Source organism: Magnetospirillum gryphiswaldense MSR-1 v2, from assembly GCF_000513295.1.
GTDB classification, from domain to species: domain Bacteria; phylum Pseudomonadota; class Alphaproteobacteria; order Rhodospirillales; family Magnetospirillaceae; genus Magnetospirillum; species Magnetospirillum gryphiswaldense.
Genome location: NC_023065.1, coordinates 883,806 through 910,572, shown reverse-complemented (window position 1 = coordinate 910,572; position 26,767 = coordinate 883,806). Strand labels below are relative to the sequence as shown.

The window sequence follows — 26,767 nt, the reverse complement described above, 5'->3', positions numbered from 1 at the left end:
CCAGGGCAATCCTTGACCTGAGCGCGCCGCCCCTGCATTCTTCGCCCCTGATCCATCATCCGGGGCGATTTGCTGCCATGTTCCTGCTGATCGACAATTACGACAGCTTCACCTACAACCTTTGGCATTATCTGGGCGAATTGGGCGCCCAGGTCGAGGTGCGGCGCAACGACGCGCTTTCCGTCGCCGAGGCCCTGGCCCTGAACCCCGAGGGCATCGTCATTTCCCCCGGCCCCTGCGACCCCGACCGCGCCGGCATCTGCCTGGACCTGATCCGCACCGCCGCCGGCAAGGTGCCGCTGTTCGGCGTCTGCCTGGGCGAGCAGGCCATGGGCCAGGCCTTCGGCGGCAACGTGGTGCGCGCGCCGCAGCCCATGCACGGCAAGGTGGACACCATCCACCACGACGGTACCGGCTGCTTCGCTGGTCTGCCCTCGCCGTTTCGGGCCACCCGCTATCATTCTCTGGTGGTCGACCGCGCCAGCCTGCCCACCACCTTGCACGTCTCCGCCTGGACCGAGGACGGGCTGATCATGGGCCTGACCCACAACGATCTGCCGGTGTGGGGCGTGCAATTCCACCCGGAAAGCATCGAGACCGAGCATGGTCACGCCATGCTGCAAAATTTCGTCGATCTGTGCCGCCGCACCAAAGGGAACGCCGCCTGATGAACAGCCCCGCCCCCGCCAGCCTGTCGTTGATGAAGGAAGTGATCGGCCGCGTCGCCGCCGGTCACACCATGTCCGAGGATCAGGCCGAGGAAGTGTTCGAGGTCATCATGTCCGGCGACGCCACCCCGGCGCAGATCGGCGGCTTGCTGATGGCGCTGCGGGTGCGCGGCGAAACCGTCGAGGAAATCACCGGCGCCGCCCGCATCATGCGGGCCAAGGCCTTGGCCGTCGCTGCCCCCGAGGGCGCCATCGACACCTGCGGCACCGGCGGTGACGGATCGGGCACCTACAACATTTCCACCGCCGCCGCCTTCGTCGTCGCCGGTGCCGGTGTGCCGGTAGCCAAGCACGGCAACCGGGCGCTGTCGTCCAAATCGGGCTCCGCCGACGTGCTGGCCGCCTTGGGCATCAAGGTCGATGCCGACATGACCCTGGTGACGGAAAGCCTGTGGCAGAACAATATCGGCTTCCTGATGGCGCCCCGCCACCACAACGCCATGCGCCATGTGGCCGGGCCGCGGGTCGAGCTGGGCACCCGGACCATCTTCAACCTGCTGGGGCCGCTGGCCAATCCGGCCAAGGCCAAATTCCAGATTCTGGGCGTGTTCGCCAGCCAATGGGTCGAGCCCATGGCCGAGGTTCTGGGTCGCCTGGGGGTGGAGCGCGCCTGGACCGTGCACGGCCTGGACGGGCTGGATGAGCTGACCATCACCGCGCCGTCCTTGGTGTCGGAATGGAAGAACGGCAAGGTCCACAGCTTCGAGATCCGCCCCAGCGATGCCGGTCTGCGCATGGCCCATGCGTCCGAACTGAAAGGCGGCGACGCCGCCTTCAACGCCGCCGCCCTGCGTGCGTTGCTGGAGGGCGCGCCCGGCGCCTATCGCGACATCGTCTTGTTCAATGCCGGCGCTGCCCTGGTGGTCGCCGGCAAGGCCGCCGACCTCAAGGACGGCGTGACCCTGGCGGCCAAATCCATCGATGACGGCGCGGCCAAGGCTGCCCTCGACCGCATGGTCGCCATCACCAACCGCGAGATTTGACATGAGCACCGGTACCATCCTCGACCGCATCTGCGACGACAAGCGCAAGGAAGTGGCCCTGCACAAAAGCCAGCGCCCGATCCAGGAATTGCTGCGCCGGGCCCAGGACCAAGCGCCGCCGCGCGGCTTCGCCGCCGCGCTGGACAAGAAGGTGGAGGAAATCGGTATCGGCCTGATCGCCGAAATCAAGAAGGCCTCGCCCTCGGCCGGACTGATCCGCAGCACTTTCGAGCCGGCGCAACTGGCCCGCGCCTATGCCCGCGCCGGCGCCGCCTGCCTGTCGGTGCTGACCAACAAGTTCTTCCAGGGCACCGACGCCCATCTGGGCGAAGCCCGCTCCGCCGTCGATTTGCCGGTGATCCGCAAGGATTTCGTCGTCGACCCCTATCAGATCGTCGAATCCCGCGCGCTCGGCGCCGATTGCATCTTGCTGATCGTCTCGGCCCTGACCGATGCCGAATTGTCGAACATGGAAGATATCGCGCTTGGTTACGGCATGGACGTGCTGATCGAAGTGCACGACGAGGCCGAGTTGGAACGGGCGTTGAAGCTGAAATCGAAGCTGATCGGCGTCAACAACCGCGATCTCAAGATCATGAAGACCGATCTGGGCACCACCGAACGGCTGGCCCCCCTGATCCCCGCCGACCGCCAGCTGGTGTGCGAAAGCGGCATCGACAGCCCCGCCGACATCAAACGCATGATCAATGCCGGGGCCAAGCGTTTCCTGATCGGTGAATCACTGATGAAACGCCCCGATGTGGAAATGGCCACCAAGATCCTGCTGGCCGGGGCCAAGGTCTGACCATGACCGATCTCACCCATTTTGACCCCTTGGGCAACGCCGTCATGGTCGATGTCTCGGCCAAGGCGCCGACCGAGCGGGTGGCGGTGGCCGCCGGCAGCGTGCTGATGGCGGCGGACACCATGGCGCTGATCCAGGCGCGTGGGGTGAAGAAGGGTGATGTACTGGCGGTGGCGCAACTGGCCGGCATCATGGGGGCCAAGCGCACCCCCGATCTGATCCCACTGTGCCATCCGTTGGCCCTGTCCTCGGTCAAGGTGGAATTGCAGCTCGACCCCGCCCGCAACGCCGTGGACATCCAGGCCACCTGCAAGCTGACCGGCCAGACCGGCGTCGAGATGGAAGCGCTGACCGCCGTCTCGGTGGCGGCCTTGACCGTCTATGACATGGTCAAGGCGGTGGACAAGTCCATGCGCATCACCGATATCCGCCTGCTCCACAAATCCGGCGGCAAATCGGGCACCTATCAGGCGGTGTGATTCCCCCATCAAAGCCCTTGACGACAAAACGGAACAGGCATAGAACAAAAGCCGAAGTTTAGGCTTTGTTCCATTTTGCCGCCGTTTCATCCGGGCGGATGGGGGGATGCATCCATGCTGACGCGTAAGCAATACGAATTGCTGATGTTCATCGACGAGCGCCTGCGCGCCACCGGCATTTCGCCGTCCTTCGATGAAATGAAGGACGCCCTCGACCTGAAGTCGAAATCGGGTATTCACCGCCTGATCACCGGGCTGGAGGAACGCGGCTTCATCCGTCGCCTCGCCCATCGCGCCCGCGCCCTGGAAGTGGTCAAGCTGCCGGACAACCTGGGTGACCAGCCGTTGCCGGCACCGTCGGCCAAGTTCTCGCCCACGGTGATCCAGGGCAATTTCACCCAGACCGTCTTTGCCGGCGCCGCCCCGGTTGCCGGCGTGGCCGATGCGGTGTCGCTGCCGCTTTACGGCAAGATCGCCGCCGGCACGCCCATTGAAGCCCTGCGCGACCACAGCAACAGCGTCGAGGTTCCCGCCGCCCTGCTGACCGGCGGCGACCATTACGCGCTGACGGTCGAGGGTGATTCCATGATCGAGGCCGGCATCTTGGATGGTGACACCGTCATCATCCGCTCTTGCGATACCGCCGAGGCCGGCACCATCGTCGTCGCCTTGGTCGACGACCAGGAGGCGACGCTGAAGCGACTGCGCCGCAAGGGGGCCTCCATTGCCCTGGAACCGGCCAACAAAGCCTATGAAACCCGCATCTTCCCGCCCGACCGGGTCAAGGTGCAGGGCCGCTTGGTCGGCCTGCTGCGTAGCTACTGACAAAGGCAGGGAGCCCCCGCCATGGCCATGTCATCCACTCACCGCTTCGCCTTCACCCTGGATGGCCGCACCGTCGACGGCCCCGCCGACATGAACGTCACCTATGTGGGACGCATCAACCGCAAACTGGCCGAGGCCGATGCGCGCCGCCGCTTCGAGGAATGGCTGAACCAGCCCAGCCCGCTGGCCCGCCGCTGGTCCAGCAATCAGGTGGTGGTACGTTAGCGACGACGGCGACATCTCACCAGGGCTGGCCATCCCGCAAGATGGCCTCGGCCTGGGGGGTATAAGACCCATCATCCCCGTGCGCCAGCAGGCCGGGCAACAGCTCCATCGGGGCCTTGGAATCCTTGCGCGCCGTCACCACAACCCGAGTGGCGGCGCGTCCCTGTTTGGACCAGATGGGAACGACGCGGATTTCTCCCACTTTCAACCCTTCCAACCCCGACAGGATGCGACCCAGATGGTCGGCCCGGTGGATCAGCCACAAACGCCCCTTGGGCTTGACATATTTGACCGCCGCCCGCAGCCATTGGGCCAGATCGGCCTCGCCTTCCAGGTGACCGATAGCCTTGGAATCGGCGCGCGGCGCCCGGATGGTGCCGGGCTCGTACCAGGGCGGATTGGTGATGACGTGGTCGAAGGTGACCCCACGCAATGTCGCTGGACGGCTGGTCAGACAGCCCTGGACCACGGTGTAGCGCCCATCCAAGCCATTTTCCACCGCGTTGGCTTGAGCCAAATCCGCCAGTTGCGACTGTAATTCCAGCCCGGTGACATGGATACCGTCGACACGGGCCAGCAGGCACAGCCCGGCGGTGCCCACACCCGAGCCCAGATCAAGGATCCTTTCACCGGCCCGGGCATCGACGGCGGCGGCTAAAAACACGGGGTCCGAGCCGGCACGATAGCCATCCATGGGCTGGCGCAAGACCAGCCTGCCGCCCAGGAATTGGTCGGTCGTGGTGGGGATATGCGGCGGGGACAGCATCAAAGGCATCCTTTTGCATGAGTGACTCGTGCTTGTAAGCTTGACCGACTTTCCGCCGCAAGCCTATGTTCTCGCTGCGGCAGGGACACAGATGATTTCAGGAGTGGGTCGAGTGGCAGTCGTGGTGAGCTTGGAAGAAGAACGGGCGAAGAAGGCCAAGAGCTTTGACACCTTGGTGTCCCTGGTCAAAGACGACCTGGAAAAGGTCAACCGCACCATTATCGACCGTATGCACAGCCCGGTTGAACTGATCCCGCAACTGGCCGGGCACATCATCGCCGCCGGCGGCAAGCGCTTGCGCCCGGTGCTGACCCTGGCCTCGGCCAAGCTGGCCGGCCATAGCGGCGAGCGTCACGTCAAGCTGGCGGCCTGCGTCGAATTCATCCATACCGCCACGCTTTTGCACGACGACGTGGTCGACGAATCGGAATTGCGCCGCGGTCAGGCCTCGGCCAATGCCCTGTTCGGCAACAAGCCCAGCGTGCTGGTCGGCGATTTCCTGTTTTCCCGCTCGTTCGAACTGATGGTGGAAGACGGCTCGCTGCCGGTGCTGGCCATTTTGTCGCGCGCTTCCTCGGTCATCGCCGAGGGCGAGGTGTTGCAGCTGATCACCGCCAACGACACCGACACCAGTGAAGATTCCTATCTGGAAGTCATCCGTTCGAAGACCGCCGCCCTGTTCGCCGCCGCCTGCCGCATCGGTGCCATCGTCGCCGACCGCCCCAAGGCCGAGGAAGACGCTCTCGACAGCTATGGCCTGAATTTGGGTATCGCCTTCCAGCTGATCGACGACGTGCTCGATTATTCGGCCAAGCAGGCGGTCCTGGGCAAGACCGTGGGCGACGATTTCCGCGAAGGCAAGATCACTTTGCCGATCATCCTGGCCTTCCGTCGCGGCAACGACGAGCAGCGCGAATTCTGGCGCCGCACGGTGGAGCGGCTGGAACAGCAAGACGGCGACCTGGAACAGGCCATCGCCTTGATGGAAAAGCACGGCGCCCTGGCCGACACCATCGCCCGCGCCCGCCATTACGGCGAAGTCGCCCGCGACGCCCTGGCCCTGTTCCCCGACAGCCCGGTCAAACAGGCGATGATCGACGTCATCGACTTCTGCATCGACCGCGCTTATTAGAGCATTTTCACGCGAAGCGTGGACATGCGATAAGCCGGGAGTCACAGACGTGTGCTTCGCACACAGCGGCGCCTGAGCGGCCCGTCACGGGCCATTTATAAGGTTTAGACTTGTTTCTGCTTTAGCTGAAACAAGTCTAATCATTCCACCAGCTTCCAGTCGCCGCCCTGGATTTCCACCATGTGCAAGGAATCCAGGGTCAGCCCCATGTGATCGCTGGGCGACAGGGTGAAGATGCCGCCCTGGCCGACAAAGCCCCGGGTGCGTTCGATTTCATCACGCACGCGGGCCTTGTCGGTGGTATTGGCGCGCTTGACCGCATCCACATACAGATACAGCGCATCCCAGGAATGGCCGGCCATCATGCTGACCTCATCGCCGGTCCTGGTCTCGAAATCGCGTTTGAAGGCGGCCAGCACCGGCTTTTGCCGGTCACTGTCGGGCAGCACGTCGACGATGGCAAGGGGCGAGGACGGCAGCCGCATGCCGTCGGCGGCCTTGCCCACCAGCCGCAGGAAGTCCTTCGACGCCACGCCGTGCGATTGATAGACCGGCATCTGCAAATCAAGCTGGCGGATGTTGCGGGTGACCACCGCCGGTCCCTGCCCGGTGCCGAACACGAACAACGCCTGCACACCGGGGGTGGCGCGGATACGGGTCAGTTGCACGGTGACGTCGGGATCGCGCGGGCCATAGGTTTCGTCGGCGACGATTTCCATGCCATGGCTGGCCGCCAATTCCAGGCACTGGGTGCGGCCCGATTTGCCGAAGCCGACATTTTCCGACAACAGGGCGATCTTGGACAGGCCGCGCCGCTGCATGTCGCCATAGACCTTCTGTGCCGCCAACCGGTCGGTTTGCGGCACCTTGAAGGTCCATTTGCGCACCGGCTCGATGATGGCGACACCGCCGCCCAGGGACAGAAACGGCATCTCGGCCTTGTCCATCATGGGCAGCACTGTCAGACTGGTGGGCGTACCCGAACCGCCGATGATCACATCGACCCGGTCGGATTCGATCAGCCGCTTGGCCGCCACCACCGCTTTCTCCGGCACCGAACCGTCATCGTAGAACACCAGTTCCAACGGGCGGCCCAGCACGCCGCCTTGGGCGTTGATCCGCGCCACTTCCATTTCCAGCGTCTTCTTTTCCGGGTCGCCCATGGGCGACATCACCCCGGTGGCGGACAGGAACGAGCCGATGCGGATGGGGTCAACGGCCATGGCAGGCTGGGCGGCAAGTGAAAACACCGACGCGGCAAGCAACACCCTCAAAAATTTCATCACTGCACCCGGTAATCCCATAAAAGCGAGCGGCGATCATAGCCCGAATCATGCTTATGCGGCATGGGTTTTGCGCCTAGGTAGGAAAGCATTGCAAATCATTGCCGCTTCAATTTAAAAGCATTTCAAACATTGAGGAATGTTGCTGATGACGTGGAAAGAAAGCCTGAGCACCGACGTCAACTCCATCGATCAGCAGCATCAGGACTTGATTGCGCAGGTGGAAAAATTCTTCGCCGCCGTCCATGGCGGGCTGGATCGTCGCCAGTTGCTGGCCGGGTTGGATGTGCTGATTGAAATGGTCTCGGACCATTTCGCTCACGAGGAACGGGTGATGCGCAACATCCACCTGCCCACCTGGACGGTGCATGAACGCCTGCACCGCGCCTTGCTGGAGGAAATCAGCGAATTCCGCGAGGAAGTGGCCATGGGCAGCAACGAGCGCAGCGCCGCCGATGTCGAGCATTTCCTCAATATCTGGCTGTACCGCCACATCGTCGAGGAAGACCTGAAGATCTTCCATCATCTGAACCGGGATTAAAGCTTTGCCCGTGAAAAAGTCCCTCGGCTTTGCCTCGGTGTACTTTCCCCCGATTTCCAAGGTGTAAACCCGTGCTCAAGCAAGCTTTCCGCGCGGGTTTCAGTGTTTCTCCCGCCTTTGCACGGCAAAGGCGGTAAAACGTAAAAGCGACGAATAGGCGCAGGGCCACCTCAAGCCTATTTTCCCCATTTAAATCAGCGGAAAAAAATACACCTAGCCAAGCTGAGGACTTTTTGACGGGTCAGTAAAGCGCCGCGATCAGCCGTTCAGCATGGTCTTGATGACGGTCATCATGCGCTGGGCGGCATGGCTGCAATCGCCCTGGCGCGGGCAGCCGCCGGCCGATGCGCATTTGATCAGGCCGTTGGCGATGGCCAGACCGCATGCCCATTCGCCGCGATCCACATGCGCGGCGGCCAGCTCGACCCGCGGCGGGTAGCATTGGCTGTCGTGATGTTCGTGAGCGAAGGACATTGGACCCTGACCGATTGCTGCATCATTCGATACGAATATACCCAAAGCCAAAGACCTTAGGTGTAGTGGTGTGAATCAGTTTGTGACGCCGTGTCACGGTAAAATGGCACAAGGATGACACCGCCGATGCGGTGGACGCGACGCGGCATCTGGTTCACTATCGCCCATCACTCAATCAAAAAAGGTTAAAGGCTCATCCCATGCAACGCCGTTCCGTCCTGGCCGGTTTGGCCGCCAGCGCCATCGCCGCCCCCGCCCATGCCCAGTTCAGCCTGGGCAATCTGGTCCAAGGCGCCGCCAGCGTGGTCAGCGCCTATACCTCGGGCGAGGCCGACGAGATCAAGATGGGGGAAACCTATTATCAGGATTACCTGAAGAAATCGGGCGGCCTGTACCCCGACCGCAATGCGCAAGAGGCGTTGCGCCGCTTCGCCCAGCCGCTGATGGATGCCGCCGACCGCCAAGGCCTGGCCTGGGAAGTGTCGCTGGTGAAAAATGATCAGGTCAACGCCTGGGCCTTGCCCGGCGGCAAGATGGCCATCAACAGCGCCCTGGTCAAACAATGCCGGACGCCGGACGAGTTGGCCTCGGTCATCGCCCATGAGATCGGTCATGCCGATCTGGGCCACGGCCTGTCGCAGATTCGCAACCAGACCCTGCTGCAAAGCGCCGGCGCCATCGGCAAGGAAGCCCTGGTCGCCTGGATGGGCGGGGCCGGGGCCATCGGCGCCCAAGTGCTGACGGCGCTGGAAGGGCCGCTTTATTCGCTGGTCCTGTCGGGCTATTCCCGCGACAACGAATTCGCCGCCGACGCCCATATTTTGAAGATTTTCGCCCGTACCGGCTATGATCCGGCCAAGGCCGACGATTTCTTCCACACTTTGGACCGGCTGTACCCGGAAGCGACGACGGAAACCACCTCGCTGTTTTCCACCCATCCAGGCACGCTGGAACGCATCGCCAAGATCGAGGAAGCCGCCGCCAAAGTCAGAAGCAGCGGCACCGCCGACAGCTCGGGCTGGCGCGAGCTGAAAGCGGCCTTGGGCTGACCAAGGCCGCTTTTCCGGTCAGTTGAAGGCGCAGCCGGGCTGCACGCCCAGCTTCTTCAGGATCATGGCCAGCGGGCAAAAGCCGGTGAAGGCCGCCTGGAACATGTTGAGGCCGACAAAGGCGGTCATCAGCAGCCAATAGACCGAATGCACCTGCGACAAAGCCAGGCTGGCCAGGATGACGAAACCGGCAAAGGCGAAAACGACGCGATCGATGGACATGGCAGGTCTTCCTTGAAATGGGGTGGAGCCATAGCTCCGGCCCTTGTTAATTAGTTGAATCTAATATATACGTCAAGGGTGTTGCCACCGGAGCCCCGATCCATGCTGAAATCCGCCCTGCCCGTTTTCGCCTTTGTCCTTGCCGCCGCCCTGCCCGCTTTGGCCGGGGAAATGACGGTGAAGACCGGGCAGATGGAGGATTTGAAGGCGGTGTTCGCCACGGTGGAAAGCGTCGACGAGGTGCTGGCCCGCGCCCGCATCACCGGCACCGTTTCCGGCCTGCTGGTGGACGAAGGCGCCCAGGTCGAGGCCGGTGCCCGCATTGCCACCATCGGCGACCCCAAGCTGGCTTTAGCCACCGCCGGCATCGACGCCCGGCTGAAGGGCGCCGAGGCCGAGCGCGATCTGGCCGAAATCGAATTCCGCCGCTCGGGTGATCTGCTGGCCAAGGGCGCCGCCACCCAGGCCCGGGTCGACAATGCCCGCACCCGCCTGGACGTGGCGGCACGCACCATCGCCGCGCTGCGGGCGGAAAAGCAGGTCAGCGCCGAACGCTCCGGTGAAGGCGCGGTGCTGGCCCCGGCCTCGGGCCGGGTGCTGAAGGTGCATGTGACCCAAGGCAGCGTGGTCATGGCCGGCGAGACCATCGCCACCATCGCCGCCGAGAATTACATCCTGCGCATGGCCCTGCCGGAACGCCATGCCCGCTTCATCAAGGTCGGCGACAAGGTGCAGGTGGGGCCGCGCTCGCTGGCCGCCAGCACCACGCCAGCACGCCTGGGCAGCGTCCGTCAGGTCTATCCGCGTATAGAGGATGGCCGGGTGATGGCCGACGTGGCGGTGGAAGGCTTGGGTGATTTCTTCGTCGGCGAGCGAGTACCGGTTCATGTCTCCACCGGCAGCCGCCCGGCCCTGGTGGTGCCGCGTGCCGCCATCAGCCGCCGCTTCGGTCTGGATTTCGTCACCGTCAAGGATGTGGGCGCGGTGGTGGTGCAATTGGGCCACGCCGAGGATGACAGCGTCGAGGTGCTGTCGGGCCTGCGCGATGGCGACGTGGTGACGTGGTGAGCGCCATGAAGCTGGGTCTCTCGGGCGCCATCGCCAAGCACTTCATCCACTCGCCGCTGACGCCGTTGCTGCTGCTGGCCTCGCTGGCGGTGGGCTTCATCGCCCTGTCGGCGCTGCCGCGCGAGGAAGAGCCGCAGATCAGCGTGCCCATGGTCGACATCATGGTCGCCGCCAACGGCCTGAAGGCGGTGGACGCCGCCGAGCTGGTGACCAAGCCGTTGGAAGACATCGTCAAGGGCATCGACGCGGTCGAGCACGTCTATTCCCAGACCGGCGACGATCAGGTGGTGGTCACCGCCCGCTTCCAGGTCGGCACCTCGGAAGATGCCGCCATCTTGCGGGTGCATGAGCAGGTGCGCGCCAATCTGCGCGCCCTGCCCCACGGCATGGCCGAACCGTTGATCGTCGGACGCGGCATCAACGACGTCGCCATCCTGGTGCTGACCATCGCCGCCAAGCCGGCCCAGGCCGAGCGCTGGAACGACAACGCCCTTTATAATCTGGCGGAGGAGTTGCAGCACGAACTGGTCAAGGTCGATGATGTCGGGCAAAGCTATATGGTCGGCGGGCGCCGCGATCAGGTGCGGGTGGAACCCGACCCCGAGGCCCTGGCGCTGTACGGCATCACCCTCAATCAATTGGTCACCAAGATCGAGAACGCCAACCGCTCGTTCATGGTCGGCCATGTGCAGCAGGCCGGCCAGCATCTGCCGGTGGTCGCCGGCCAGACCCTCAACAGCATCCCCGATATCGGCAATCTGCTGCTGTTGGCCCATGACGGTCGCCCGGTCTATGTCAAGGACGTGGCCCAGGTGGTGGTGGACGGCGAAAAGCCCCAGGCGCGGGAATGGCACATCGCCGACGGCCAAGCGCTGCCCAGCGTCAGCCTGGCCATCGCCAAGCGCGCCGGTGCCAATGCTGTCACCGTGGCGGAAGAAACCCTGGCCCGGCTGGAACAGGTGCGCGGGCGGCTGATCCCCGATTCCGTCGATGTCACCATCACCCGTAATTATGGCGAGACGGCGTCGGACAAGGCCGATGAATTGCTGTTCCATCTGGCCCTGGCCACCTTGTCCATCGTCGCCCTGATCACCTGGGCCTTGGGCTGGCGCGAAGGCGTGGTCGTCGCCCTGGTGGTGCCCACCACCATCCTGCTGACCCTGTTCGCCAGCCATCTGCTGGGCTACACCATCAACCGCGTCAGCCTGTTCGCCCTGATCTTTTCCATCGGCATCCTGGTCGACGACGCCATCGTCGTCGTCGAAAACATCGTGCGGCGCTGGGGCCTGAACCCCAAGGGCGACCGTGCCGAGGTAGCGGTACAGGCGGTGGCCGAAGTGGGCAACCCGACCATCGTCGCCACCCTTACCATCATCGCCGCCCTGCTGCCGATGATGTTCGTGTCGGGACTGATGGGACCCTACATGAGCCCGATCCCGGCCAATGCGTCGTCGGCCATGATGTTCTCGTTCTTCGTCGCCATCATCATCACGCCGTGGCTGTTGCTGAAGGTGGCCGGGCGGTCGAAGAATAGCGGTGGCCACGGCCACGCCGACCGCCTGGGCGAATTCTATCGCCGCCTCGCCACCCCGTTATTGCAGGGCCGGTCGCGGTCGAAAAAGCTGCTGCTAGGGGTGAGTATCGCCACGCTGTTGTCCATGACCATGTTCGGCTTCAAGGCGGTGACGGTGAAGCTGCTGCCCTTCGACAACAAATCCGAGGTGCAGGTGGTGGTCGACCTGCCGGAAGGCTCGACCCTGGAAGACACCGAACGGGTGCTGATGGCTGCCGCAAACAAGCTGGCCGGTCTGCCCGAGCTGACCAGCATCCAGGCCCATGCCGGTATCGCCGCGCCGTTCAACTTCAACGGTCTGGTCCGTCACTCCTATCTGCGCACCAGCCCGGAAATGGGCGATCTGCAACTGAATCTGCAATCGCGCCATGACCGCAGCCGCGCCAGTCACGATATCGCCCTGGATGTGCGCCAGCGTCTGGCCGATCTGGCCAAGCCGGCGGGCACCGCCCTCAAGGTGGTCGAGGTGCCGCCCGGCCCGCCGGTACTGTCCACGCTTCTGGCGGAAATCTATGGCCCCGACGCCGACAGCCGTCGCGCCGCCGCGCTACGTGTGCGCAAGGCCTTCGAGCAGGTGGATTTCATCGTCGATATCGACGACACCCTGGCCCATCCGTGGCAGCGCCTGCGGGTGTCCATCGACCAAGAGCGGCTGGAATTCCACGGCGTCGAGCAACAGGCGGTCTACGACACCATCCAGGCATTGATGGGCGGCGTGCGCGTCGGCTATTCCCATCGCGGCCAGGGTGCCAATCCCAAGGAAATCGTCATCGCCCTGGCCAAGTCCGACCAGCATCCGGGCGAATTGCTGGCCACCACCCCGGTGCCGTCGCGTCGCGGCGTGGTCGAACTGGGCGACGTGGTCGAGGTGAGCTACGAACCGGCCAGTCCGCCCATTTTCCGCCGTGACGGTCGCTACGCCGAGATGGTCCAGGCCGAGTTGGCCGGGCGCTACGAAGCCCCCATCTACGGCATGTTCGCGGTGGAAGACCATCTGCCCGCCAACGTCCAGGTCAAGTATCACGGCCAGCCCCTGGACGAGAGCAAGACCACGCTGTTGTGGGACGGCGAATGGGAAATCACCTATGTCACCTTCCGCGACATGGGCGCTGCCTTCGGCGTTGCCATCATCGGCATCTATCTGCTGGTGGTGGCCCAGTTCGGCAGCTTCCGCCTGCCTTTGGTCATCCTGGTGCCGGTGCCCTTGACCCTGATCGGCATCGTCATCGGCCACATGCTGTTCGGGGCGCCGTTCACCGCCACCTCCATGATCGGCTTCATCGCCCTGGCCGGCATCATCGTCCGCAATTCCATCTTGCTGGTGGATTTCATCCGCCACCGGTTGGGTGAAGGGGCAAGCATCCGTCAAGCCGTGCTGGATTCGGGGGCGACGCGGTTCAAGCCCATCGCACTGACCGCTGCGGCGGCCATGATCGGCGCGGCCTTCATCCTGGCCGATCCCATCTTCCAGGGTCTGGCCATCTCGCTGGTATTCGGCTTGCTGTCATCGACGGCGCTGACCTTGCTGGTCATCCCGGCGCTGTATGTGTGGCTGCGCGACGACGGGCGGGCGCTGCCGTAATCACTCGGTGCCGATCACCAGCTTCTTGCCATGCTCAGCCAGACAATACTTCTCGCCGATGCCCTTGACGGTCAGGCTGGCGGCGAACATGCGCGGGTCGCAGGAATTGTCGGCGAACATGTCCCAATGACACGGAATGGCCAGACGCGGATTGACGCGCATGGCCAGTTCCGCCGCCTGCCAATGGGACAGATTGGCATAGCCGCCGTTGATGCACACGGCCATGGCGTCAAGCTGGTGCTGTCCGCCCGATTCGGCCAGCAGATCGCACCAGGCGGTATCGCCGGTGATCCAGAATTTCGGCCCGTCATCCACCTCGACGACAAAGCCCATATGAGTCTGGTCGCTGGTATCGGTGGGCAGGGCGAAGGTGCCGTGCAGACGGATGTCGTCCAACTCCACCACGTCGCCGGGCCAGGTCAGCAGGCAATCCTCGGGCGGTGCGCCGGCGTCGGCGAACAGCGCCTGGGTTTGCGCCGGACCGAGAAAGCCGCCGATGCGCCCGGCCTGACAGGCGAGGCACAGGGTTTCCGGGTCGGCATGGTCCTTGTGCGAATGGGTGCACACCAGCATGTCGGCGCGCAGATCCTGGGGCAAAATGGGGATGGGCACCTGCCGCGCCAGATCAAGGCCGCGCCGCGACGGATTGCACGAATCCGACAGGTAGGGATCGACGATCACCACCTTACCGGCGGGGGATCGGATGGCCCAGCCGTTTTGCCCCAAGAACCACACGGCCATGGTCTTGCGCTCGACGAGGGTGCCGTAAATTTCTTCCATCAGGCTCATGCACAGAAAGTGGCGCAAGCCGAGGAAAAGGGCAAGAGCAGGTGACAGCCCAGCCCAATCAATCGTATGAAAGCATCATGCAATACGACGTGGTGATCATCGGCGCCGGCCCGGCCGGATTGATGGCGGCGGAAGTCCTGGGCCAAAGCGGACGGCGGGTGGCCGTGTTCGATGCCATGCCCAGCCCGGCCCGCAAATTCCTGCGCGCCGGCATCGGCGGGCTGAACCTGACGCATTCCGAACCCTTCGACGCGTTTCTCGGCCGCTTCGGCGACCGCGCCGCCGTGTTGGCCCCCAGTCTGCGCACCTTCGGCCCGCAACACCTGCGCGACTGGGCCGCCAGCTTGGGGGTGGAAACCTTTGTCGGCTCGTCGGGCCGGGTGTTCCCCACCGATTTCAAGGCGGCGCCCTTGCTGCGCGCCTGGCTAAGGCGTTTGGGCGGCTTGGGGGTGCACTTGTTCACCCACCATCGTTGGCAGGGCTGGGACGAAACCGGCGCCCATCGTTTCCTCACCCCCACGGGGGAAATCCGCGTCACCGCCCCTGCCGCCATCCTGGCCGTGGGCGGCGCCTCCTGGCCCCGCCTGGGCAGCGACGGCACCTGGACCGAGGCCTTGAATGGTCTACCGCTGGCGCCGTTCCGCCCGGCCAATTGCGGCTTCGACGTGGAGTGGAGCCCACATTTCCGCCAGCGTTTCGCCGGCGCCCCGGTCAAGGCGGTGGGGCTTGAATTCGGCGACAGAAAGCTGAAGGGCGAATTCGTCATCACCGACACCGGCATCGAAGGCAGCGCCGTCTATGCCCTGTCAGCCCCCTTGCGCGATGCCATCGAAAACCACGGCCAAGCGGTGTTGCGCCTGGATTTGAAACCGGATTGGAGCACCGAGAAACTGGCCGCTGCCCTGGCCCGCCCGCAAGGTAGCCGCTCGCTGGCCAATCACCTGGAACGTCAGGCCGGGCTCAAGGGCGTCGCCGCCGGATTGGCGCGGGAAGGCCTGCCGCCGGCAAGCCTGACCGATGCCGCCAGCTTGAAGGCCGTGCCACTGGTGCTGAAATCGCCGCGCCCGCTGGCCGAGGCCATCAGCACGGCGGGCGGATTGCGCTTCGACGCGGTGGATGAAAATCTGATGCTGGTCTCGCGCCCCGGCATTTTCGCGGCGGGCGAAATGCTGGATTGGGAAGCCCCCACCGGCGGCTATCTGCTGACCGCCTGTTTCGCCACCGGACACGCCGCCGGACAGGCGGCGGGGCGCTGGCTTAATAAACGCCCTTGCCGTTGAGGAATTCGGTATAAAGCCGGTCCTCGCCGGTGATGTGCCCGACCAGCCAGGTTTGCAGGAAGGGTAGGAAATCCACCTGGGTGATGTCGCTGGCATCCTTGAAGGTCTGACGCATGTCCAGCAATTGCTGCGACAATTGGGCGTGGTGTTCGCGGTGGGCCTCGGCCTGCGGATAGGCGTAGCGGACCATCAGCGCCTCTTCCTCGCCGAAATGGTAATGGGCGTATTCGTTCATGGAATCCAGCAGCGACAGGATATCATCCACACCCTGACCGGCCTGGATGGCTTCCAGAATGGAATTGGCCTGTTCGAACATGCGTCGGTGCTGGGTGTCCAGACGCAGCACATCGACGCGGTATTCCTCGCGCCAGTGCAGCAGCCCGCCATTGCCGCTGTGGTCACCCTCGAAGATCGAGGTCATGCGCCGGCCCGACGCCTCGAACAGCTTCCATCGCACCGAGGGGATGCCGGCCAGCAGACCGGCGGGAACCAAGAACACCTCGGTCGCCGTCAGCGCCTTCAGCCGGAACATGGACGGCGTCCAGAAAATGGACAATTCCTCGCCGAAGAAATCGCCCGAGCGCAAGATTTCCACCTGCTGCTCGCCCAGATAGCGCCCCACCTGGCCGGAAATCACCAGAGCCACCGATTCGGGGCCGATATCGATGGTTTCGCCCACGGGGATACGGCTCAGGGTCATTTCCTTGGCCAGCCGGTTCAGGGTGCGGGTGGATACCACCTCGCCGAACAGCCAGGTGCGTTGCAGGAACTGGCGGTTCTCGAAAATACGGGTGATGGCCGCCGACAGATCGTTGCGACGGACGAAATCCTGATAAAGCGACGCCGGAATGCGCAACGCCTTGACGAAGCCGATGGCCCGATAGGTTTCGGTGACCGGGGCATCGAACAAGGCGAACAACTCGCCGATCATGGCCCCCGCCGACAGTACCGAACGGGCACCGCCTTCGATATGCAGCGATTCGACACTGCCCGACAGCAGCAGATAGATGAAATCCGCCGGGCGCCGCTCCTTGACCAAAATGGTGCCGGGATTGAAGGTCTCGACCGGATTGTTGAGCAAGACCCGCAATTGGTGGTGGCGGATTTCGGGGAAATAGGCCAGCAGCAATTCATAGGCCGAACGCCAGATGAAATCGTGGTTGGACGGGATCAGCACGTCGACATTGCCGAACGATGCGGTCGAGCCGATGGCCTTTTGCGCCACCGTGTTGCGACCCGACGTATGGGCCAGAATCACCTTGCCCGAACGGTCATCGCGGAAATCATAGGCGTCGCCATGGATCATGCCGCCGCCCACATCCACCTTCTTGACGTTGGCGGGCAGCGCATAGGCCGCGGTCACGTTCAGGTACATGGCCTGGGAGATACCCGGCGCGTCGGCATCGTCGGTGACGAAACTGCGCAGCACTTCAAGGCGGCAGACATCGGCCCAATGGGCATAGGTGCGGTAACCGTCCTCCCACGGCGCGCGGAACATGAACATGGTGGTTTCCACCGGATGGGGCGAAAACAACGGCCGCACTTCCAGGCCGTCAACCTCGTTCCATTCGCCTTCCACCAGATCGTGACATTCAAAGTAATCGGCGAAGGCCGAAGGCTCGATGGACAGAAGCGCCGCCATCTTGCGCGACACCGAGGCGCGCACCAGCGGCGTGGCGAAATACTTGATGCGGTGATCGGCGCGGATCAGCGTGGTCAGGCCGGAAAAATGATCGTCGTGCGAATGGGTGTGGAAGATGCCGTCGATCTCGTTGACGCCGATGCCCAGCGCATCCAGGGTGAACAGAATGTTGGGGCCGGCATCGATCAGATAGACCCGACCCTGGAACATCAGGATCGAGCTCATGCTCGGACGGTTGATGTCCCAGCCGTCACCCTCGCCCGAATGGACGACGGAAAAGTATTCCCGCTGCATGTTGTAGAAGCCCAGGGGATAGGGGCATTCATAGGTCTCGAACGGCGGCAGGGTCAAATCGACGGTGACGCAATCGCCGCCGTAACAGATCTCGAAGGTATTGAGGCGCACTCGACGGATGGTGACACCGCCGCGAATGGCCACCGGTTCGGCGTCCACCGTCAGGATATCCAGCAATTCCTGCGGATGACGGATGCGGCCGAAAGCGAATTTCAGCTTCATCCGCATCAGATCCTTGGCCTGCTGCGCTGAAGCCCCCGCCTCGATCAGCTCGTCCTCGCTGATCAGTCCATAATTGCCGCGATAGATATATTGAAGCTGGGCGCGCACCTGCTCGGCCGAGCCGATCAGCAGCGGCTTTTCCCCGGTATTGCCCGGATGATCGGGGATGATCATGCCCTGGCGGTACAGCATCTGCAGCACCGGAAATTCGCCCAGATTGGCGAAAGTACCGTTTTGCACCATGACGTCGGACAGCAAGATGGCATTGGGGCCGGTCTCATAGGCGATACCGGCACATTCCGCGGGGGCGATCAGGCCACGCTTCATCAGGTGCTTCACCACGTCCGCCGGGCAGCCGCACAATATCCGCAAATTAGCGGCGGCGACCTCGACCCACCAAACGCCGGTGGTTACCTCGATCTTACGAATAGAACCCATAAAACGTCCCCGTTCCTTCCCCACCCCTATGCTAGGACTTACTCGTGTGCGCAGCAACTCAATGCTTAAGGCAAGGGCGCCGTGTCCTAAACAAGTGGCGGCAAGGCAACTTTAGCTCTTGACCCGGAAAGCTCATTTATCATATACGACAGTATAAGTTTAATACCTTTGAACGGACAGCCATGCCCCCCGTGTCCCTTACTTCCGGCGAAGCCGCCTTGCGAGCCATCGCCCTTGGCGCGCTTTATGCCACCGCCATCGCCTTGGCCGTCGCCTTTTCCCCGGCCAACGGCTTCGTTCACCCGGAAAAGCTGGCCCACATTACCAAAACGGTCAGCCTTCAGAAGTAAGCGCCGCCAAGCCGGCGAAGGCCGGTTCCGGGTGGGTGACCAGCCAAGTGGGCACAGCCGACAGATAGCCGGCAAAACGTCCCTTGGCCTCGAACCGGCGGCGGAAGTCAGAGGCGAAAAAGGCCTGGGCCATGCGCGGCAAGATACCACCGGCCACATAGACGCCGCCGCGCGCGCCCAAGGTCAGCGCCAGATTGCCGGCCACACTCCCCAACATGACGAAGAACAGGGACAGCGCCTGCCGGCACAACGGGCACGACCCGTCCAGGCCATGGCTGGAGACCGCCTCGGCGGTGGAATAGGACGCCGGACTGCCCTGCAACGCCGCCACCGCCTCGTATAAATTCAGCAATCCCGGTCCCGACAGCACCCGCTCGGCCGAGACATGGCCAAAACGCCGGCGCAATTGCGCCAATACCGCCGCCTCAAAATCGTCGGTGGCGGCCATGGTGACGTGACCGCCTTCGGTGGCCAGGGCCTGCCAGCGCCCGTCGCCGCCCATCACCAGTCCCGACACCCCCAGGCCGGTGCCCGGCCCCAGCACGGCGATGGGAGCACCGGCTACCGGCTCGGCCCCGCCCAGCTTCAGCAGATGGGACGGCCCCAGATGGGGCACCGACAGCGCCGTGGCGGTAAAGTCGTTGACCACCCGCAAGGACGACAACCCCAATTGCCGCTGCACGTGGTGGACGGAAAAGCGCCAGGCGGAATTGGTCATCTCGACCATGTCGCCGGTGATGGGCGAAGCCACGGCGAAGGCGCCGCGCTCGGGCCGGGCGCCGTCGCGCGCCGCCAGAAAAGCCTGCGCCGCGTCGTCGGGACCGGCGAAATCGGCACATTGCATGACCATGTCGGGACCGATGACGCCCGCATCATCGACCAGGGCGAAACGCACATTGGTGCCGCCCATATCGGCGATCAGCGACAGGCTCATGCGTCCACCATGTCGGCATAAAGAGCGCCATAGCGGGCGGCGGAACGATCCCAGCCGAAATCCTGGGCGATACCGGCGGCCTGGATACGGCCCCATTGATCCGGGCTGTGGAAAGCGGTGATGGCCCGCTCGACGCACCATTGGAAGGCACCGGCATTGGCGTGTTCGAAAACGAAACCGGTGCCGGTGCCGGTGACCAGACCGTCATAACTGCAATCCATCACCGTGTCGGCCAGACCGCCGGTGGCATGAACCAGCGGCACCGTGCCATAGCGCATGGCATAGAACTGGGTCAGGCCGCAGGGCTCGAACCGCGACGGCATCACCAGGATATCACCGGCGGCGAGCAGGCGGTGCGCCAGTTCCTCGGAATAACCGATGGTGACGCTCATGCGCTTGGGCGAGCCGGCGGCGGCCGACTGGAAACCCTGCTCCAACGACCGGTCACCGGCCCCCAACACCGCCAGCTGCGCCCCTTGGCGCAAGATGGCCGGCAGGGTCGACAGCACCATGTCCATGCCCTTCTGGTCGGTCAGCCGGCTGACGATGACCAGAAGCGGCGCCAGATCATCCTTGTCCAACCCCAGCGCCTGTTGCAACGCCGCCTTGTTGACCGCCTTGCCGGTGCGGTGGTCGCGGGGCGGATAGGTCTGGACCAGATGGCTGTCGGTGGCCGGATTCCAAACGCCGTAATCGGCCCCATTCAGGATGCCGGTCAGATCGCCGGCCCGTCCCATCAACACCCCGTCCAGGCCACAGCCGAAGCCGGGAGTCTGGATTTCACGGGCATAGCGCGGGCTGACCGTGGTCAGTTTGTCGGCATAGACCAAGCCAGCCTTCAGGAACGACAGATCGCCCCAATATTCCAGCCCATCGGGGGTGAACATCTCCCAAGGCAGGCCCAGGCGCGGCAGCCACTCGGCCGGGAACTGACCCTGATAGGCGATGTTGTGGATGGTGAACACCGTGGCTGGCGGCTTTTCCGGCTGCCATGCCCGCAGATAGGCCGGGGCCAGACCGGTCTGCCAATCATGGCAATGCAGCACCTGCGGGCGCCACTTGACCGGAGAATCGGCCATGCACAGCCGCGCCGCCACCCACGACAGCAGGCCGAACCGCAAGGGATTGTCGGCATAATCGGCGCCTTGGGTATCCACATAGGGACCGCCGTCGCGGGCGTAGAGGGCCGGACAATCCAGCAGCCACACCGGCAGGGCGGAACCGGGCAGCTTGGCGGAAACCAACCGAACCTCGGCCCCGACGCCCAAGGGATCGCCGAAACTGGCCACCTGACGCTTGCCCTCGGCCCGTTCCATCGCCTGGGGATAACCGGGCAGCAGCACGCGCACGTCGTGCCCGGCCGCGATCAGGGCTGCAGGCAAGGCGCCGGCCACGTCGGCCAACCCCCCGGTCTTGACCAGCGGGAATACTTCGGAGGCGGCGAACAGGACGCGCATGACAAGTCCCTATGACAGATAATCACCGGCCAAGCCTACCCCAAGCGGAGCATCGGCGAAAGGCGGTTACGGCAAGGCAGACCAGCAAGCCCTGCGGTTGCCCCCATCGGCAATCTGTGGCACCGTCCGCTGACCAAAAAAGTAGAAAATGGGGGAGAAACGAAATGAGCGTTTCCAACGATAATCTGAGCGTCAACCCCCGCCTGCGCCGCACCCTGGCCCTGGTCCTGGCCGGCGGGCGCGGCTCGCGCCTGAAATCGCTGACCGACTGGCATGCCAAGCCGGCGGTGCCGTTCGCCGGCAAGTTCCGCATCATCGATTTCGCCCTGTCCAACTGCATCAATTCCGGCATCCGCCGCATCGGCGTGCTGACCCAGTACAAGGCCCATACGCTGATCCAGCACATCCAGCGCGGCTGGGGCTTCCTGCGCGGCGAGTTCAACGAATTCATCGAGCTGTTGCCGGCGCAGCAGCGCACCGACGGCGAGAACTGGTACAAGGGCACCGCCGACGCGGTGTTCCAGAACCTGGACATCATCCGCGCCCACCACCCGGAATTCGTTCTGATCCTGGCCGGCGACCACGTCTACAAGATGGATTACGGCAAGATGCTGGCCCATCATCTGGCCGAGGGCGCCGACGTCACCGTCGCCTGCATCGAGGTGCCGCTGGCCGACGCCAGCGGTTTCGGCGTCATGGCGGTGGACGATGCCGACAACGTGGTGCGCTTCGACGAAAAGCCGGCCCATCCCCAGCCGGTTCCCGGCAAACCCGACAAGGCCCTGGCCAGCATGGGCATCTACATCTTCAACGCCCAGTTCCTGTACGACCAGTTGAAGATCGATTCCGACCAAAGCGACACCGAGAACGATTTCGGCAAGAACATCATTCCGTCGCTGATCGGTCGCCACAAGGTGCTGGCCCACCGTTTCCAGCATTCCTGCGTCATGCATGACGGCGCGCGTGAACATTACTGGCGCGATGTCGGCACCGTCGATGCCTATTGGGAAGCCAATATCGACCTGACCACGGTGACGCCGTCCTTGAACATCTATGACGACAGCTGGCCGATCTGGACCTATCAGGCGCAATTGCCGCCGGCCAAGTTCGTGTTCGATTCCGACACCCGGCGCGGCATGGCGGTGGATTCCATGGTCTCGGGCGGCTGCATCATCTCGGGCGCGGTGGTGCGGCGGTCGTTGCTGTACTCCAACGTCCGCGTCAATTCCTATTGCTTGGTGGAAGATTCGGTGGTGCTGCCCGATTGCGATATCGGTCGTCACGCCCGCTTGCAGAAATGCATCGTCGACCAGGGCTGCGTCATCCCCCCCGGTCTGGTCGCCGGTGAAGACCCGGCCCTGGACGCCAAGCGCTTCTATCGCTCGGAATCGGGCATCACCCTAATCACCGCCGACATGCTGAAAAAGCTGGAGGGATAAGGCACGAGGCTTGCGAGAGTGCTGGCAGCCACCGCATTGGAACAAGCTTCATGTCCGCCAGTGTCGCAAACCTGACCAAATCCCCGTCACAAACCTTCGCCAGCGGTGCCGTCATCGGCACCTTGGGCGGCCTGATCGGGTTGGGGGGAGCCGAATTCCGTCTCCCCCTGCTGATCGGCCTGTTCAAGTTCAGCGCCCTTGACGCGGTCATCCTGAATAAAGCGCAAAGCCTGATCGTCGTCGCCTCGGCCCTGCCCTTCCGCGCGACGGCGGTGCCGTGGGGGACGTCATCGGACAATGGGCGGTGATCGTCAACCTGTTGGCCGGCTCGCTGGTGGGCGCCTGGTTGGGAGCCGGCTGGGCGACCCGGCTGAAATCGACCACGCTTTACCGGATCATCGCCCTCTTGCTGGTGGCCATGGCGTTCATCCTGTGGCTCGGCCATGACCTTGGCCCCAGCCAGGGTGGCCTGAATGGCTGGCCGCTATACGGTGCCGGCGCCGTCGCCGGGCTGGGGATTGGCGTCGTCGCCTCATTGATGGGGGTGGCGGGCGGCGAATTGCTCATTCCCACCCTGATTTTATTGTTTGGGGTCGACATCAAACTGGCCGGCAGTCTGTCTTTGGTGGTCAGTCTGCCGACCATGATCGTCGGATTCGCCCGCTACAGCCGCAGTCAAAGCTTCGCCGTACTGGGGCGCAACCGTGGCTTCGTCCTGATCATGGCCGCCGGATCGATCCTGGGCAGCTTCATCGGCGGTCAGCTCCTGGGAACCGTCCCCAACGCGGTATTGCTGCCGGCCCTGGCCATCATCTTGATTGTTTCAGCCGTCAAAGTGTGGCGGCACGCCTAGCGCTTTTTCCCTACACGTCCAGATCGCGGGCGAATTTGGCGTGTTTCTGGATGTAGTGGAAGCGCAGTTCCGGCTTCTTGCCCATCAGGGTTTCCACCAGATTGGCCACGTCCTTGGCCTCTTCCTGGTCTTCCTCGGTGCGACCGGCGGGAATGGTCACCCGGATCAGCGTGCGGTTGGCCGGGTTCATGGTGGTTTCCTTCAACTGGGCCGGCGGCATTTCGCCAAGACCCTTGAAGCGGCTGATCTCGATATTCTTCTTGCCGGCGAAGACGGTCTTCATCAGCTCGTCCTTGTGGGAATCGTCGCGGGCATAGATGACGGTCTGGCCATGGGCCAGACGATAAAGCGGCGGCATGGCCAGGAACAGATGGCCGGTGCGGATCAGTTCCGGCATTTCCTGGTAAAAGAACGTCATCAGCAGGCTGGCGATATGGGCGCCATCGACGTCGGCGTCGGTCATGATGATGATGCGCTCGTAGCGCAATTTCTCGGCATCGAAGGATTCGCGGCTGCCGCAGCCCAGGGCCTCCATCAGATCCTTGATTTCCTGGTTGGCGCGCAACTTGTCGGCACTGGCCGAAGCGACGTTGAGGATCTTGCCCTTCAACGGCAAGATGGCCTGGGTCTCGCGGTTGCGGCCCTGCTTGGCCGAGCCACCCGCCGAGTCACCCTCGACCAGGAACAATTCGGTGCCCACATTGACCTGCCGCGAGCAATCGGCCAGCTTGCCCGGCAGACGCAGCTTCTTGGTCGCGGTCTTGCGGCTGGTTTCCTTGGCCACCTTCTTGCGCAGGCGTTCCTCGGCCTTTTCGATCAGCCGCGCCATCAACGCCTTGCCCGATTCCGGGTCCGCCGACAGCCAATGGTCGAAATGGTCCTTGATGGCGTTTTCCACCAGTCGGGTGGCTTCCGTCGATACCAGCTTTTCCTTGGTCTGGCCCTGGAATTGCGGATCGCGGATGAAGAGGGACACCAGGACGCAGGCGCCGCCCATGACGTCTTCCGCCGTCACCTGACCGGCCTTCTTGTTGCCCAGCAAATCACCGTAACCGCGCAAACCCTTGGTCAGGGCGTTGCGCAGACCGGCTTCATGGGTGCCGCCCTCGGGCGTCGGCACCGTATTGCAATAGGTGTTGACGAAGCCGTCCTCGTCATCGTCGGGCCAAACCAACGCCCATTCCACCTGCCCCATGTCGTCGGCCAAGGGCGCGGTGCCGGCGAAAAAGCCGCGCGTCACCAGCGGGCGATCCTTCATCACGGCGGCAAGGAAATCGGCCAGACCGTTGGGGAAATGCAGCGTGTCCTCGGCGGGAATATCGTCGCCGTCGTCGATCAGCAGCGGATCGCACTTCCAGCGGATCTGCACGCCCCGGAACAGATAGGCCTTGGACCGGGCCATACGATAAAGCGTGCGCGCCTTCAACCGGGCGCGGTCGCCGAAAATTTCCGGGTCGGGATGAAAACGCAGCGCCGTGCCGCGCCGGTTCTGCACCGGCCCGACCAGCGAGAGCGGCCCCAGGGGCGCGCCCTTGGAAAAGCTTTGCCGCCACAATTGGCGATCGCGCGCCACCTCGACCACCAGGGAATCGGAAAGCGCGTTGACCACCGAGACGCCGACGCCGTGCAGACCGCCCGACACCTTATAGGCGTCGCCGCCGAACTTGCCGCCCGAATGCAGCGTGGTCAAAATCACTTCCAGCGCGCTTTTGTCCGGGAACTTGGGATGGGGGTCGACCGGGATGCCGCGCCCGTTGTCGCGCACGGTGGCATGGCCGGAAACGTCCAACTCCAGCTCGATCCAACTGGCATGGCCGGCCACCGCCTCGTCCATGGAATTATCCAGCACCTCGGCCACCAGATGGTGCAGCGCGCGATCGTCGGTGCCGCCGATATACATACCGGGACGGCGGCGGACGGGCTCTAACCCCTCAAGGACTTCGATGTCCTTGGCGGAGTATTCGGTCCCCTTGGGGGCGAGTTGCTGGAACAGGTCGGACATGGGCGGCATTATAGGAGAGCATTGGTCAGGCGCAAGCGCCTGCTGTAGGGTGGCCCTAAACCGATACAAGATGTTGGGACAAGATATGAGCGAAAGCATCGAAACCACGACCGCGCCAAGGGGCCGGTTGTCCATCCGCACCGTCGCCATGCCCGCCGACACCAACCCGCACGGAGCCATTTTCGGCGGCTGGCTGCTGGCCCAGATGGATCTGGCCGGCGGCACCCACGCGCTGCACCGGGCCAAAGGCATGGTGGTGACGGTGGCGGTGGACAGCATGACCTTCCATGAACCGGTCTTCGTCGGCGACGAGGTCAGTTGCTATACCGACGTGGTCCGGGTCGGCAATTCGTCCATTTCCGTCCGCGTCGAGGCCTGGGTCCGGCGCGACAACAACGACGAACAGATCAAGGTGACCAGCGCCATGTTCCACTTCGTCGCCGTCAACCCCGACCGCTCGAAGCGCCGGGTCCCGCCGGAATGATCACCGTCCCGCCGGCCACGTCACCTTGAAGCCGGCGGCGAAGCCTTCGATGACATCGATGGCGATGGGGAAATTGGCCCAGGTCCACATTTCCACGCCGCTGGATTTGGGGTGACAGCGCTTCTCCGGCCAACCCAGGGTGTCGATGATCCTTTGCTGGTCGTCGCCCAGGGCCAGACCGGAAAAAGTCACCGGGATCAGCATGGGCGGGCCGATCAACTGCACCGCCACCACCCGGCTATCATAATAGGTGACGACGTAATGGGGGCGGATGCCGCCGGGCTGGGCCACCTCGTAAATCCGGCTTTCGCTGAACACCCCCATTTCGGTAATGTTCACTGGCTCGCCCAGCAGCTTTTCCACCTGATTCAAGGAATCGGACACGCCGATGGCGCCGATGCGCAGACAGGGCAGAAACGTCACCGGGCTTTCATGCTTGGCCATGGCCGCACCTTGCTGATTGGGCACGGTGCAGCCCAATCCATGGTCGGCGGAATAGCGGAACTGCCCCGCGACCAAGGGCAGGGGTGCCCCCGGCAAGGGCAGGCCTTGCGGCCCCTGACAGGCGGCGGCAAAGGCGGAAGGGGCGGCGGCCAAAGCGGCCAGTATCAGGATGAAGGAACGCATGACGCGAACCTTACCAAGATTTAATCCCCCTGCAAGACTGGCGTAAGGTGGTTGGCGACAATATGTCTTCAACAACGGTGATGAACCGGGCCAAGACGGAAACAGCGCTCCTCGTCGAAACCCTTCGTCACCCAGGCGGTCCTTGAACTCCTCCGCCGACCGGGAAAGCGGCCTGTCCCCCCAGGTTTTGCACCCACGCTTCGAGACCGGTTCTCCCCCCT

At 63.7% G+C, this 26,767-nt stretch carries 27 protein-coding genes; 17 read left to right on the top strand and 10 right to left on the bottom strand.

Translation table 11 applies throughout. The features are described from left to right. Positions 1–77: 77 nt before the first annotated feature. The 6 genes from MGMSRV2_RS04315 (at position 78) to MGMSRV2_RS04290 (ending at position 4,045) form a co-directional block, all read left to right on the top strand. A complete protein-coding gene (locus MGMSRV2_RS04315) occupies positions 78–668 on the top strand; it encodes an anthranilate synthase component II (RefSeq protein ID WP_024079121.1) in 591 nt (196 codons plus the stop codon). Then, complete coding sequence (trpD, locus tag MGMSRV2_RS04310; RefSeq protein WP_024079120.1) at positions 668–1,711, top strand: anthranilate phosphoribosyltransferase; 1,044 nt, start codon at positions 668–670, stop codon at positions 1,709–1,711. The genes MGMSRV2_RS04315 and trpD overlap by 1 nt, the downstream gene beginning before the upstream one ends. 1 nt (position 1,712) lies before the next feature. Continuing rightward, complete coding sequence (gene trpC, locus MGMSRV2_RS04305) at positions 1,713–2,516, top strand: indole-3-glycerol phosphate synthase TrpC (RefSeq protein ID WP_024079119.1); 804 nt, start codon at positions 1,713–1,715, stop codon at positions 2,514–2,516. 2 nt (positions 2,517–2,518) lie between these two features. Beyond that, on the top strand, positions 2,519–2,995 hold the full coding sequence (gene moaC, locus MGMSRV2_RS04300; RefSeq protein WP_024079118.1) for a cyclic pyranopterin monophosphate synthase MoaC: 477 nt from the start codon (positions 2,519–2,521) through the stop codon (positions 2,993–2,995). Positions 2,996–3,109: 114 nt separating this feature from the next. Beyond that, a complete protein-coding gene (gene lexA / locus MGMSRV2_RS04295) occupies positions 3,110–3,820 on the top strand; it encodes a transcriptional repressor LexA (protein WP_024079117.1) in 711 nt (236 codons plus the stop codon). 21 nt (positions 3,821–3,841) lie between these two features. Next, entirely contained in the window at positions 3,842–4,045 is a 204-nt protein-coding gene (locus tag MGMSRV2_RS04290) for a hypothetical protein (protein WP_024079116.1), read from the top strand. Positions 4,046–4,061: 16 nt separating this feature from the next. On the opposite strand, the gene MGMSRV2_RS04285 is transcribed toward MGMSRV2_RS04290, so the two are convergent. Next, positions 4,062–4,811 (bottom strand): tRNA1(Val) (adenine(37)-N6)-methyltransferase, encoded by a 750-nt coding sequence (locus MGMSRV2_RS04285; protein ID WP_024079115.1) that lies wholly within the window; start codon positions 4,809–4,811, stop codon positions 4,062–4,064. 112 nt (positions 4,812–4,923) lie between these two features. On the opposite strand from MGMSRV2_RS04285, the gene MGMSRV2_RS04280 reads away from it, so the two are divergent. Next, entirely contained in the window at positions 4,924–5,943 is a 1,020-nt protein-coding gene (locus MGMSRV2_RS04280) for a polyprenyl synthetase family protein (protein ID WP_024079114.1), read from the top strand. Positions 5,944–6,083: 140 nt separating this feature from the next. On the opposite strand, the gene MGMSRV2_RS04275 is transcribed toward MGMSRV2_RS04280, so the two are convergent. Continuing rightward, positions 6,084–7,226, bottom strand: a complete 1,143-nt coding sequence (locus MGMSRV2_RS04275; RefSeq protein WP_024079113.1) for an ABC transporter substrate-binding protein — start codon at positions 7,224–7,226, stop codon at positions 6,084–6,086. A 148-nt stretch (positions 7,227–7,374) separates the two neighbouring features. On the opposite strand from MGMSRV2_RS04275, the gene MGMSRV2_RS04270 reads away from it, so the two are divergent. Beyond that, the gene (locus MGMSRV2_RS04270; RefSeq protein WP_158497733.1) at positions 7,375–7,767 is read left to right on the top strand and encodes a bacteriohemerythrin; all 393 of its coding nucleotides are present in this window, start codon (positions 7,375–7,377) and stop codon (positions 7,765–7,767) included. A gap of 258 nt (positions 7,768–8,025) precedes the next feature. On the opposite strand, the gene MGMSRV2_RS04265 is transcribed toward MGMSRV2_RS04270, so the two are convergent. Continuing rightward, positions 8,026–8,241, bottom strand: coding sequence for a hypothetical protein (locus tag MGMSRV2_RS04265; protein ID WP_024079111.1), 216 nt, complete (start codon positions 8,239–8,241; stop codon positions 8,026–8,028). Positions 8,242–8,441: 200 nt separating this feature from the next. Between MGMSRV2_RS04265 and MGMSRV2_RS04260 the strand changes: the two genes are divergently transcribed. After that, complete coding sequence (locus tag MGMSRV2_RS04260) at positions 8,442–9,290, top strand: M48 family metallopeptidase (RefSeq protein ID WP_024079110.1); 849 nt, start codon at positions 8,442–8,444, stop codon at positions 9,288–9,290. An 18-nt stretch (positions 9,291–9,308) separates the two neighbouring features. On the opposite strand, the gene MGMSRV2_RS04255 is transcribed toward MGMSRV2_RS04260, so the two are convergent. Beyond that, positions 9,309–9,512: a YgaP family membrane protein gene (locus MGMSRV2_RS04255; RefSeq protein WP_024079109.1), complete on the bottom strand. Its 204-nt coding sequence runs from the start codon at positions 9,510–9,512 to the stop codon at positions 9,309–9,311. 102 nt (positions 9,513–9,614) lie between these two features. Between MGMSRV2_RS04255 and MGMSRV2_RS04250 the strand changes: the two genes are divergently transcribed. Both MGMSRV2_RS04250 and MGMSRV2_RS04245 read left to right on the top strand, forming a co-directional pair. Then, complete coding sequence (locus MGMSRV2_RS04250; RefSeq protein WP_024079108.1) at positions 9,615–10,580, top strand: efflux RND transporter periplasmic adaptor subunit; 966 nt, start codon at positions 9,615–9,617, stop codon at positions 10,578–10,580. 5 nt (positions 10,581–10,585) lie between these two features. Next, positions 10,586–13,735, top strand: coding sequence for an efflux RND transporter permease subunit (locus tag MGMSRV2_RS04245; RefSeq protein ID WP_197538551.1), 3,150 nt, complete (start codon positions 10,586–10,588; stop codon positions 13,733–13,735). Here the strand turns inward: MGMSRV2_RS04245 and MGMSRV2_RS04240 are convergent, their stop codons facing one another. Further along, a complete protein-coding gene (locus MGMSRV2_RS04240; protein ID WP_024079106.1) occupies positions 13,736–14,524 on the bottom strand; it encodes an MBL fold metallo-hydrolase in 789 nt (262 codons plus the stop codon). A 77-nt stretch (positions 14,525–14,601) separates the two neighbouring features. Between MGMSRV2_RS04240 and MGMSRV2_RS04235 the strand changes: the two genes are divergently transcribed. Continuing rightward, positions 14,602–15,804 carry a TIGR03862 family flavoprotein gene (locus MGMSRV2_RS04235; RefSeq protein ID WP_041633442.1) on the top strand — a complete coding sequence of 401 codons (1,203 nt, stop codon included), beginning with the start codon at positions 14,602–14,604 and terminating at the stop codon, positions 15,802–15,804. Here the strand turns inward: MGMSRV2_RS04235 and MGMSRV2_RS04230 are convergent. Continuing rightward, positions 15,782–18,400 carry a bacteriohemerythrin gene (locus MGMSRV2_RS04230; RefSeq protein ID WP_024079104.1) on the bottom strand — a complete coding sequence of 873 codons (2,619 nt, stop codon included), beginning with the start codon at positions 18,398–18,400 and terminating at the stop codon, positions 15,782–15,784. The two genes, MGMSRV2_RS04235 and MGMSRV2_RS04230, sit on opposite strands and share 23 nt — an antisense overlap. A 191-nt stretch (positions 18,401–18,591) precedes the next feature. Here MGMSRV2_RS04230 and MGMSRV2_RS21370 point away from each other — a divergent pair, with 191 nt between their 5' ends. After that, on the top strand, positions 18,592–18,750 hold the full coding sequence (locus tag MGMSRV2_RS21370; protein WP_158497732.1) for a hypothetical protein: 159 nt from the start codon (positions 18,592–18,594) through the stop codon (positions 18,748–18,750). Here the strand turns inward: MGMSRV2_RS21370 and glk are convergent. Then, positions 18,734–19,684 (bottom strand): glucokinase, encoded by a 951-nt coding sequence (gene glk, locus MGMSRV2_RS04225; protein ID WP_024079102.1) that lies wholly within the window; start codon positions 19,682–19,684, stop codon positions 18,734–18,736. The two genes, MGMSRV2_RS21370 and glk, sit on opposite strands and share 17 nt — an antisense overlap. Next, entirely contained in the window at positions 19,681–21,141 is a 1,461-nt protein-coding gene (gene glgA, locus MGMSRV2_RS04220; RefSeq protein WP_024079101.1) for a glycogen synthase GlgA, read from the bottom strand. The genes glk and glgA overlap by 4 nt, the downstream gene beginning before the upstream one ends. Positions 21,142–21,305: 164 nt before the next feature. On the opposite strand from glgA, the gene glgC reads away from it, so the two are divergent. The 3 genes from glgC to MGMSRV2_RS04210 are packed head-to-tail and all read left to right on the top strand — an operon-like array spanning position 21,306 to position 23,433. Beyond that, positions 21,306–22,580: a glucose-1-phosphate adenylyltransferase gene (gene glgC / locus MGMSRV2_RS04215; RefSeq protein WP_024079100.1), complete on the top strand. Its 1,275-nt coding sequence runs from the start codon at positions 21,306–21,308 to the stop codon at positions 22,578–22,580. A gap of 50 nt (positions 22,581–22,630) precedes the next feature. After that, entirely contained in the window at positions 22,631–22,888 is a 258-nt protein-coding gene (locus MGMSRV2_RS21670; protein WP_024079099.1) for a hypothetical protein, read from the top strand. Beyond that, positions 22,858–23,433: a sulfite exporter TauE/SafE family protein gene (locus tag MGMSRV2_RS04210; RefSeq protein WP_024079098.1), complete on the top strand. Its 576-nt coding sequence runs from the start codon at positions 22,858–22,860 to the stop codon at positions 23,431–23,433. The genes MGMSRV2_RS21670 and MGMSRV2_RS04210 overlap by 31 nt, the downstream gene beginning before the upstream one ends. Before the next feature lie 10 nt (positions 23,434–23,443). On the opposite strand, the gene parE is transcribed toward MGMSRV2_RS04210, so the two are convergent. Then, entirely contained in the window at positions 23,444–25,435 is a 1,992-nt protein-coding gene (gene parE / locus MGMSRV2_RS04205; RefSeq protein WP_197538550.1) for a DNA topoisomerase IV subunit B, read from the bottom strand. Between the two features lie 85 nt (positions 25,436–25,520). Between parE and MGMSRV2_RS04200 the strand changes: the two genes are divergently transcribed. Then, the gene (locus tag MGMSRV2_RS04200) at positions 25,521–25,919 is read left to right on the top strand and encodes an acyl-CoA thioesterase (RefSeq protein ID WP_024079096.1); all 399 of its coding nucleotides are present in this window, start codon (positions 25,521–25,523) and stop codon (positions 25,917–25,919) included. Here the strand turns inward: MGMSRV2_RS04200 and MGMSRV2_RS04195 are convergent, their stop codons facing one another. After that, the gene (locus tag MGMSRV2_RS04195) at positions 25,920–26,546 is read right to left on the bottom strand and encodes a hypothetical protein (RefSeq protein WP_024079095.1); all 627 of its coding nucleotides are present in this window, start codon (positions 26,544–26,546) and stop codon (positions 25,920–25,922) included. Positions 26,547–26,767 lie beyond the last annotated feature (221 nt).

Excerpts from the sequence above, each read along its gene's own strand:
- MGMSRV2_RS04250 (WP_024079108.1), top strand. The coding sequence starts at position 9,615 with ATGCTGAAATCCGCCCTGCCCGTTTTCGCCTTTGTCCTTGCCGCCGCC.
- lexA (WP_024079117.1), top strand. The coding sequence starts at position 3,110 with ATGCTGACGCGTAAGCAATACGAATTGCTGATGTTCATCGACGAGCGC.
- parE (WP_197538550.1), bottom strand. The coding sequence starts at position 25,435 with ATGTCCGACCTGTTCCAGCAACTCGCCCCCAAGGGGACCGAATACTCC.
- MGMSRV2_RS04200 (WP_024079096.1), top strand. The coding sequence starts at position 25,521 with ATGAGCGAAAGCATCGAAACCACGACCGCGCCAAGGGGCCGGTTGTCC.
- moaC (WP_024079118.1), top strand. The coding sequence starts at position 2,519 with ATGACCGATCTCACCCATTTTGACCCCTTGGGCAACGCCGTCATGGTC.
- MGMSRV2_RS04285 (WP_024079115.1), bottom strand. The coding sequence starts at position 4,811 with ATGCTGTCCCCGCCGCATATCCCCACCACGACCGACCAATTCCTGGGC.
- MGMSRV2_RS04235 (WP_041633442.1), top strand. The coding sequence starts at position 14,602 with ATGCAATACGACGTGGTGATCATCGGCGCCGGCCCGGCCGGATTGATG.
- MGMSRV2_RS04230 (WP_024079104.1), bottom strand. The coding sequence starts at position 18,400 with ATGGGTTCTATTCGTAAGATCGAGGTAACCACCGGCGTTTGGTGGGTC.
- MGMSRV2_RS04255 (WP_024079109.1), bottom strand. The coding sequence starts at position 9,512 with ATGTCCATCGATCGCGTCGTTTTCGCCTTTGCCGGTTTCGTCATCCTG.
- MGMSRV2_RS04240 (WP_024079106.1), bottom strand. The coding sequence starts at position 14,524 with ATGAGCCTGATGGAAGAAATTTACGGCACCCTCGTCGAGCGCAAGACC.
- glgC (WP_024079100.1), top strand. The coding sequence starts at position 21,306 with ATGAGCGTTTCCAACGATAATCTGAGCGTCAACCCCCGCCTGCGCCGC.
- glgA (WP_024079101.1), bottom strand. The coding sequence starts at position 21,141 with ATGCGCGTCCTGTTCGCCGCCTCCGAAGTATTCCCGCTGGTCAAGACC.
- trpD (WP_024079120.1), top strand. The coding sequence starts at position 668 with ATGAACAGCCCCGCCCCCGCCAGCCTGTCGTTGATGAAGGAAGTGATC.
- MGMSRV2_RS04270 (WP_158497733.1), top strand. The coding sequence starts at position 7,375 with ATGACGTGGAAAGAAAGCCTGAGCACCGACGTCAACTCCATCGATCAG.
- trpC (WP_024079119.1), top strand. The coding sequence starts at position 1,713 with ATGAGCACCGGTACCATCCTCGACCGCATCTGCGACGACAAGCGCAAG.
- MGMSRV2_RS04245 (WP_197538551.1), top strand. The coding sequence starts at position 10,586 with ATGAAGCTGGGTCTCTCGGGCGCCATCGCCAAGCACTTCATCCACTCG.
- MGMSRV2_RS21670 (WP_024079099.1), top strand. The coding sequence starts at position 22,631 with ATGTCCGCCAGTGTCGCAAACCTGACCAAATCCCCGTCACAAACCTTC.
- MGMSRV2_RS04315 (WP_024079121.1), top strand. The coding sequence starts at position 78 with ATGTTCCTGCTGATCGACAATTACGACAGCTTCACCTACAACCTTTGG.
- MGMSRV2_RS04275 (WP_024079113.1), bottom strand. The coding sequence starts at position 7,226 with ATGAAATTTTTGAGGGTGTTGCTTGCCGCGTCGGTGTTTTCACTTGCC.
- MGMSRV2_RS04265 (WP_024079111.1), bottom strand. The coding sequence starts at position 8,241 with ATGTCCTTCGCTCACGAACATCACGACAGCCAATGCTACCCGCCGCGG.
- MGMSRV2_RS04260 (WP_024079110.1), top strand. The coding sequence starts at position 8,442 with ATGCAACGCCGTTCCGTCCTGGCCGGTTTGGCCGCCAGCGCCATCGCC.
- glk (WP_024079102.1), bottom strand. The coding sequence starts at position 19,684 with ATGAGCCTGTCGCTGATCGCCGATATGGGCGGCACCAATGTGCGTTTC.
- MGMSRV2_RS04290 (WP_024079116.1), top strand. The coding sequence starts at position 3,842 with ATGGCCATGTCATCCACTCACCGCTTCGCCTTCACCCTGGATGGCCGC.
- MGMSRV2_RS04195 (WP_024079095.1), bottom strand. The coding sequence starts at position 26,546 with ATGCGTTCCTTCATCCTGATACTGGCCGCTTTGGCCGCCGCCCCTTCC.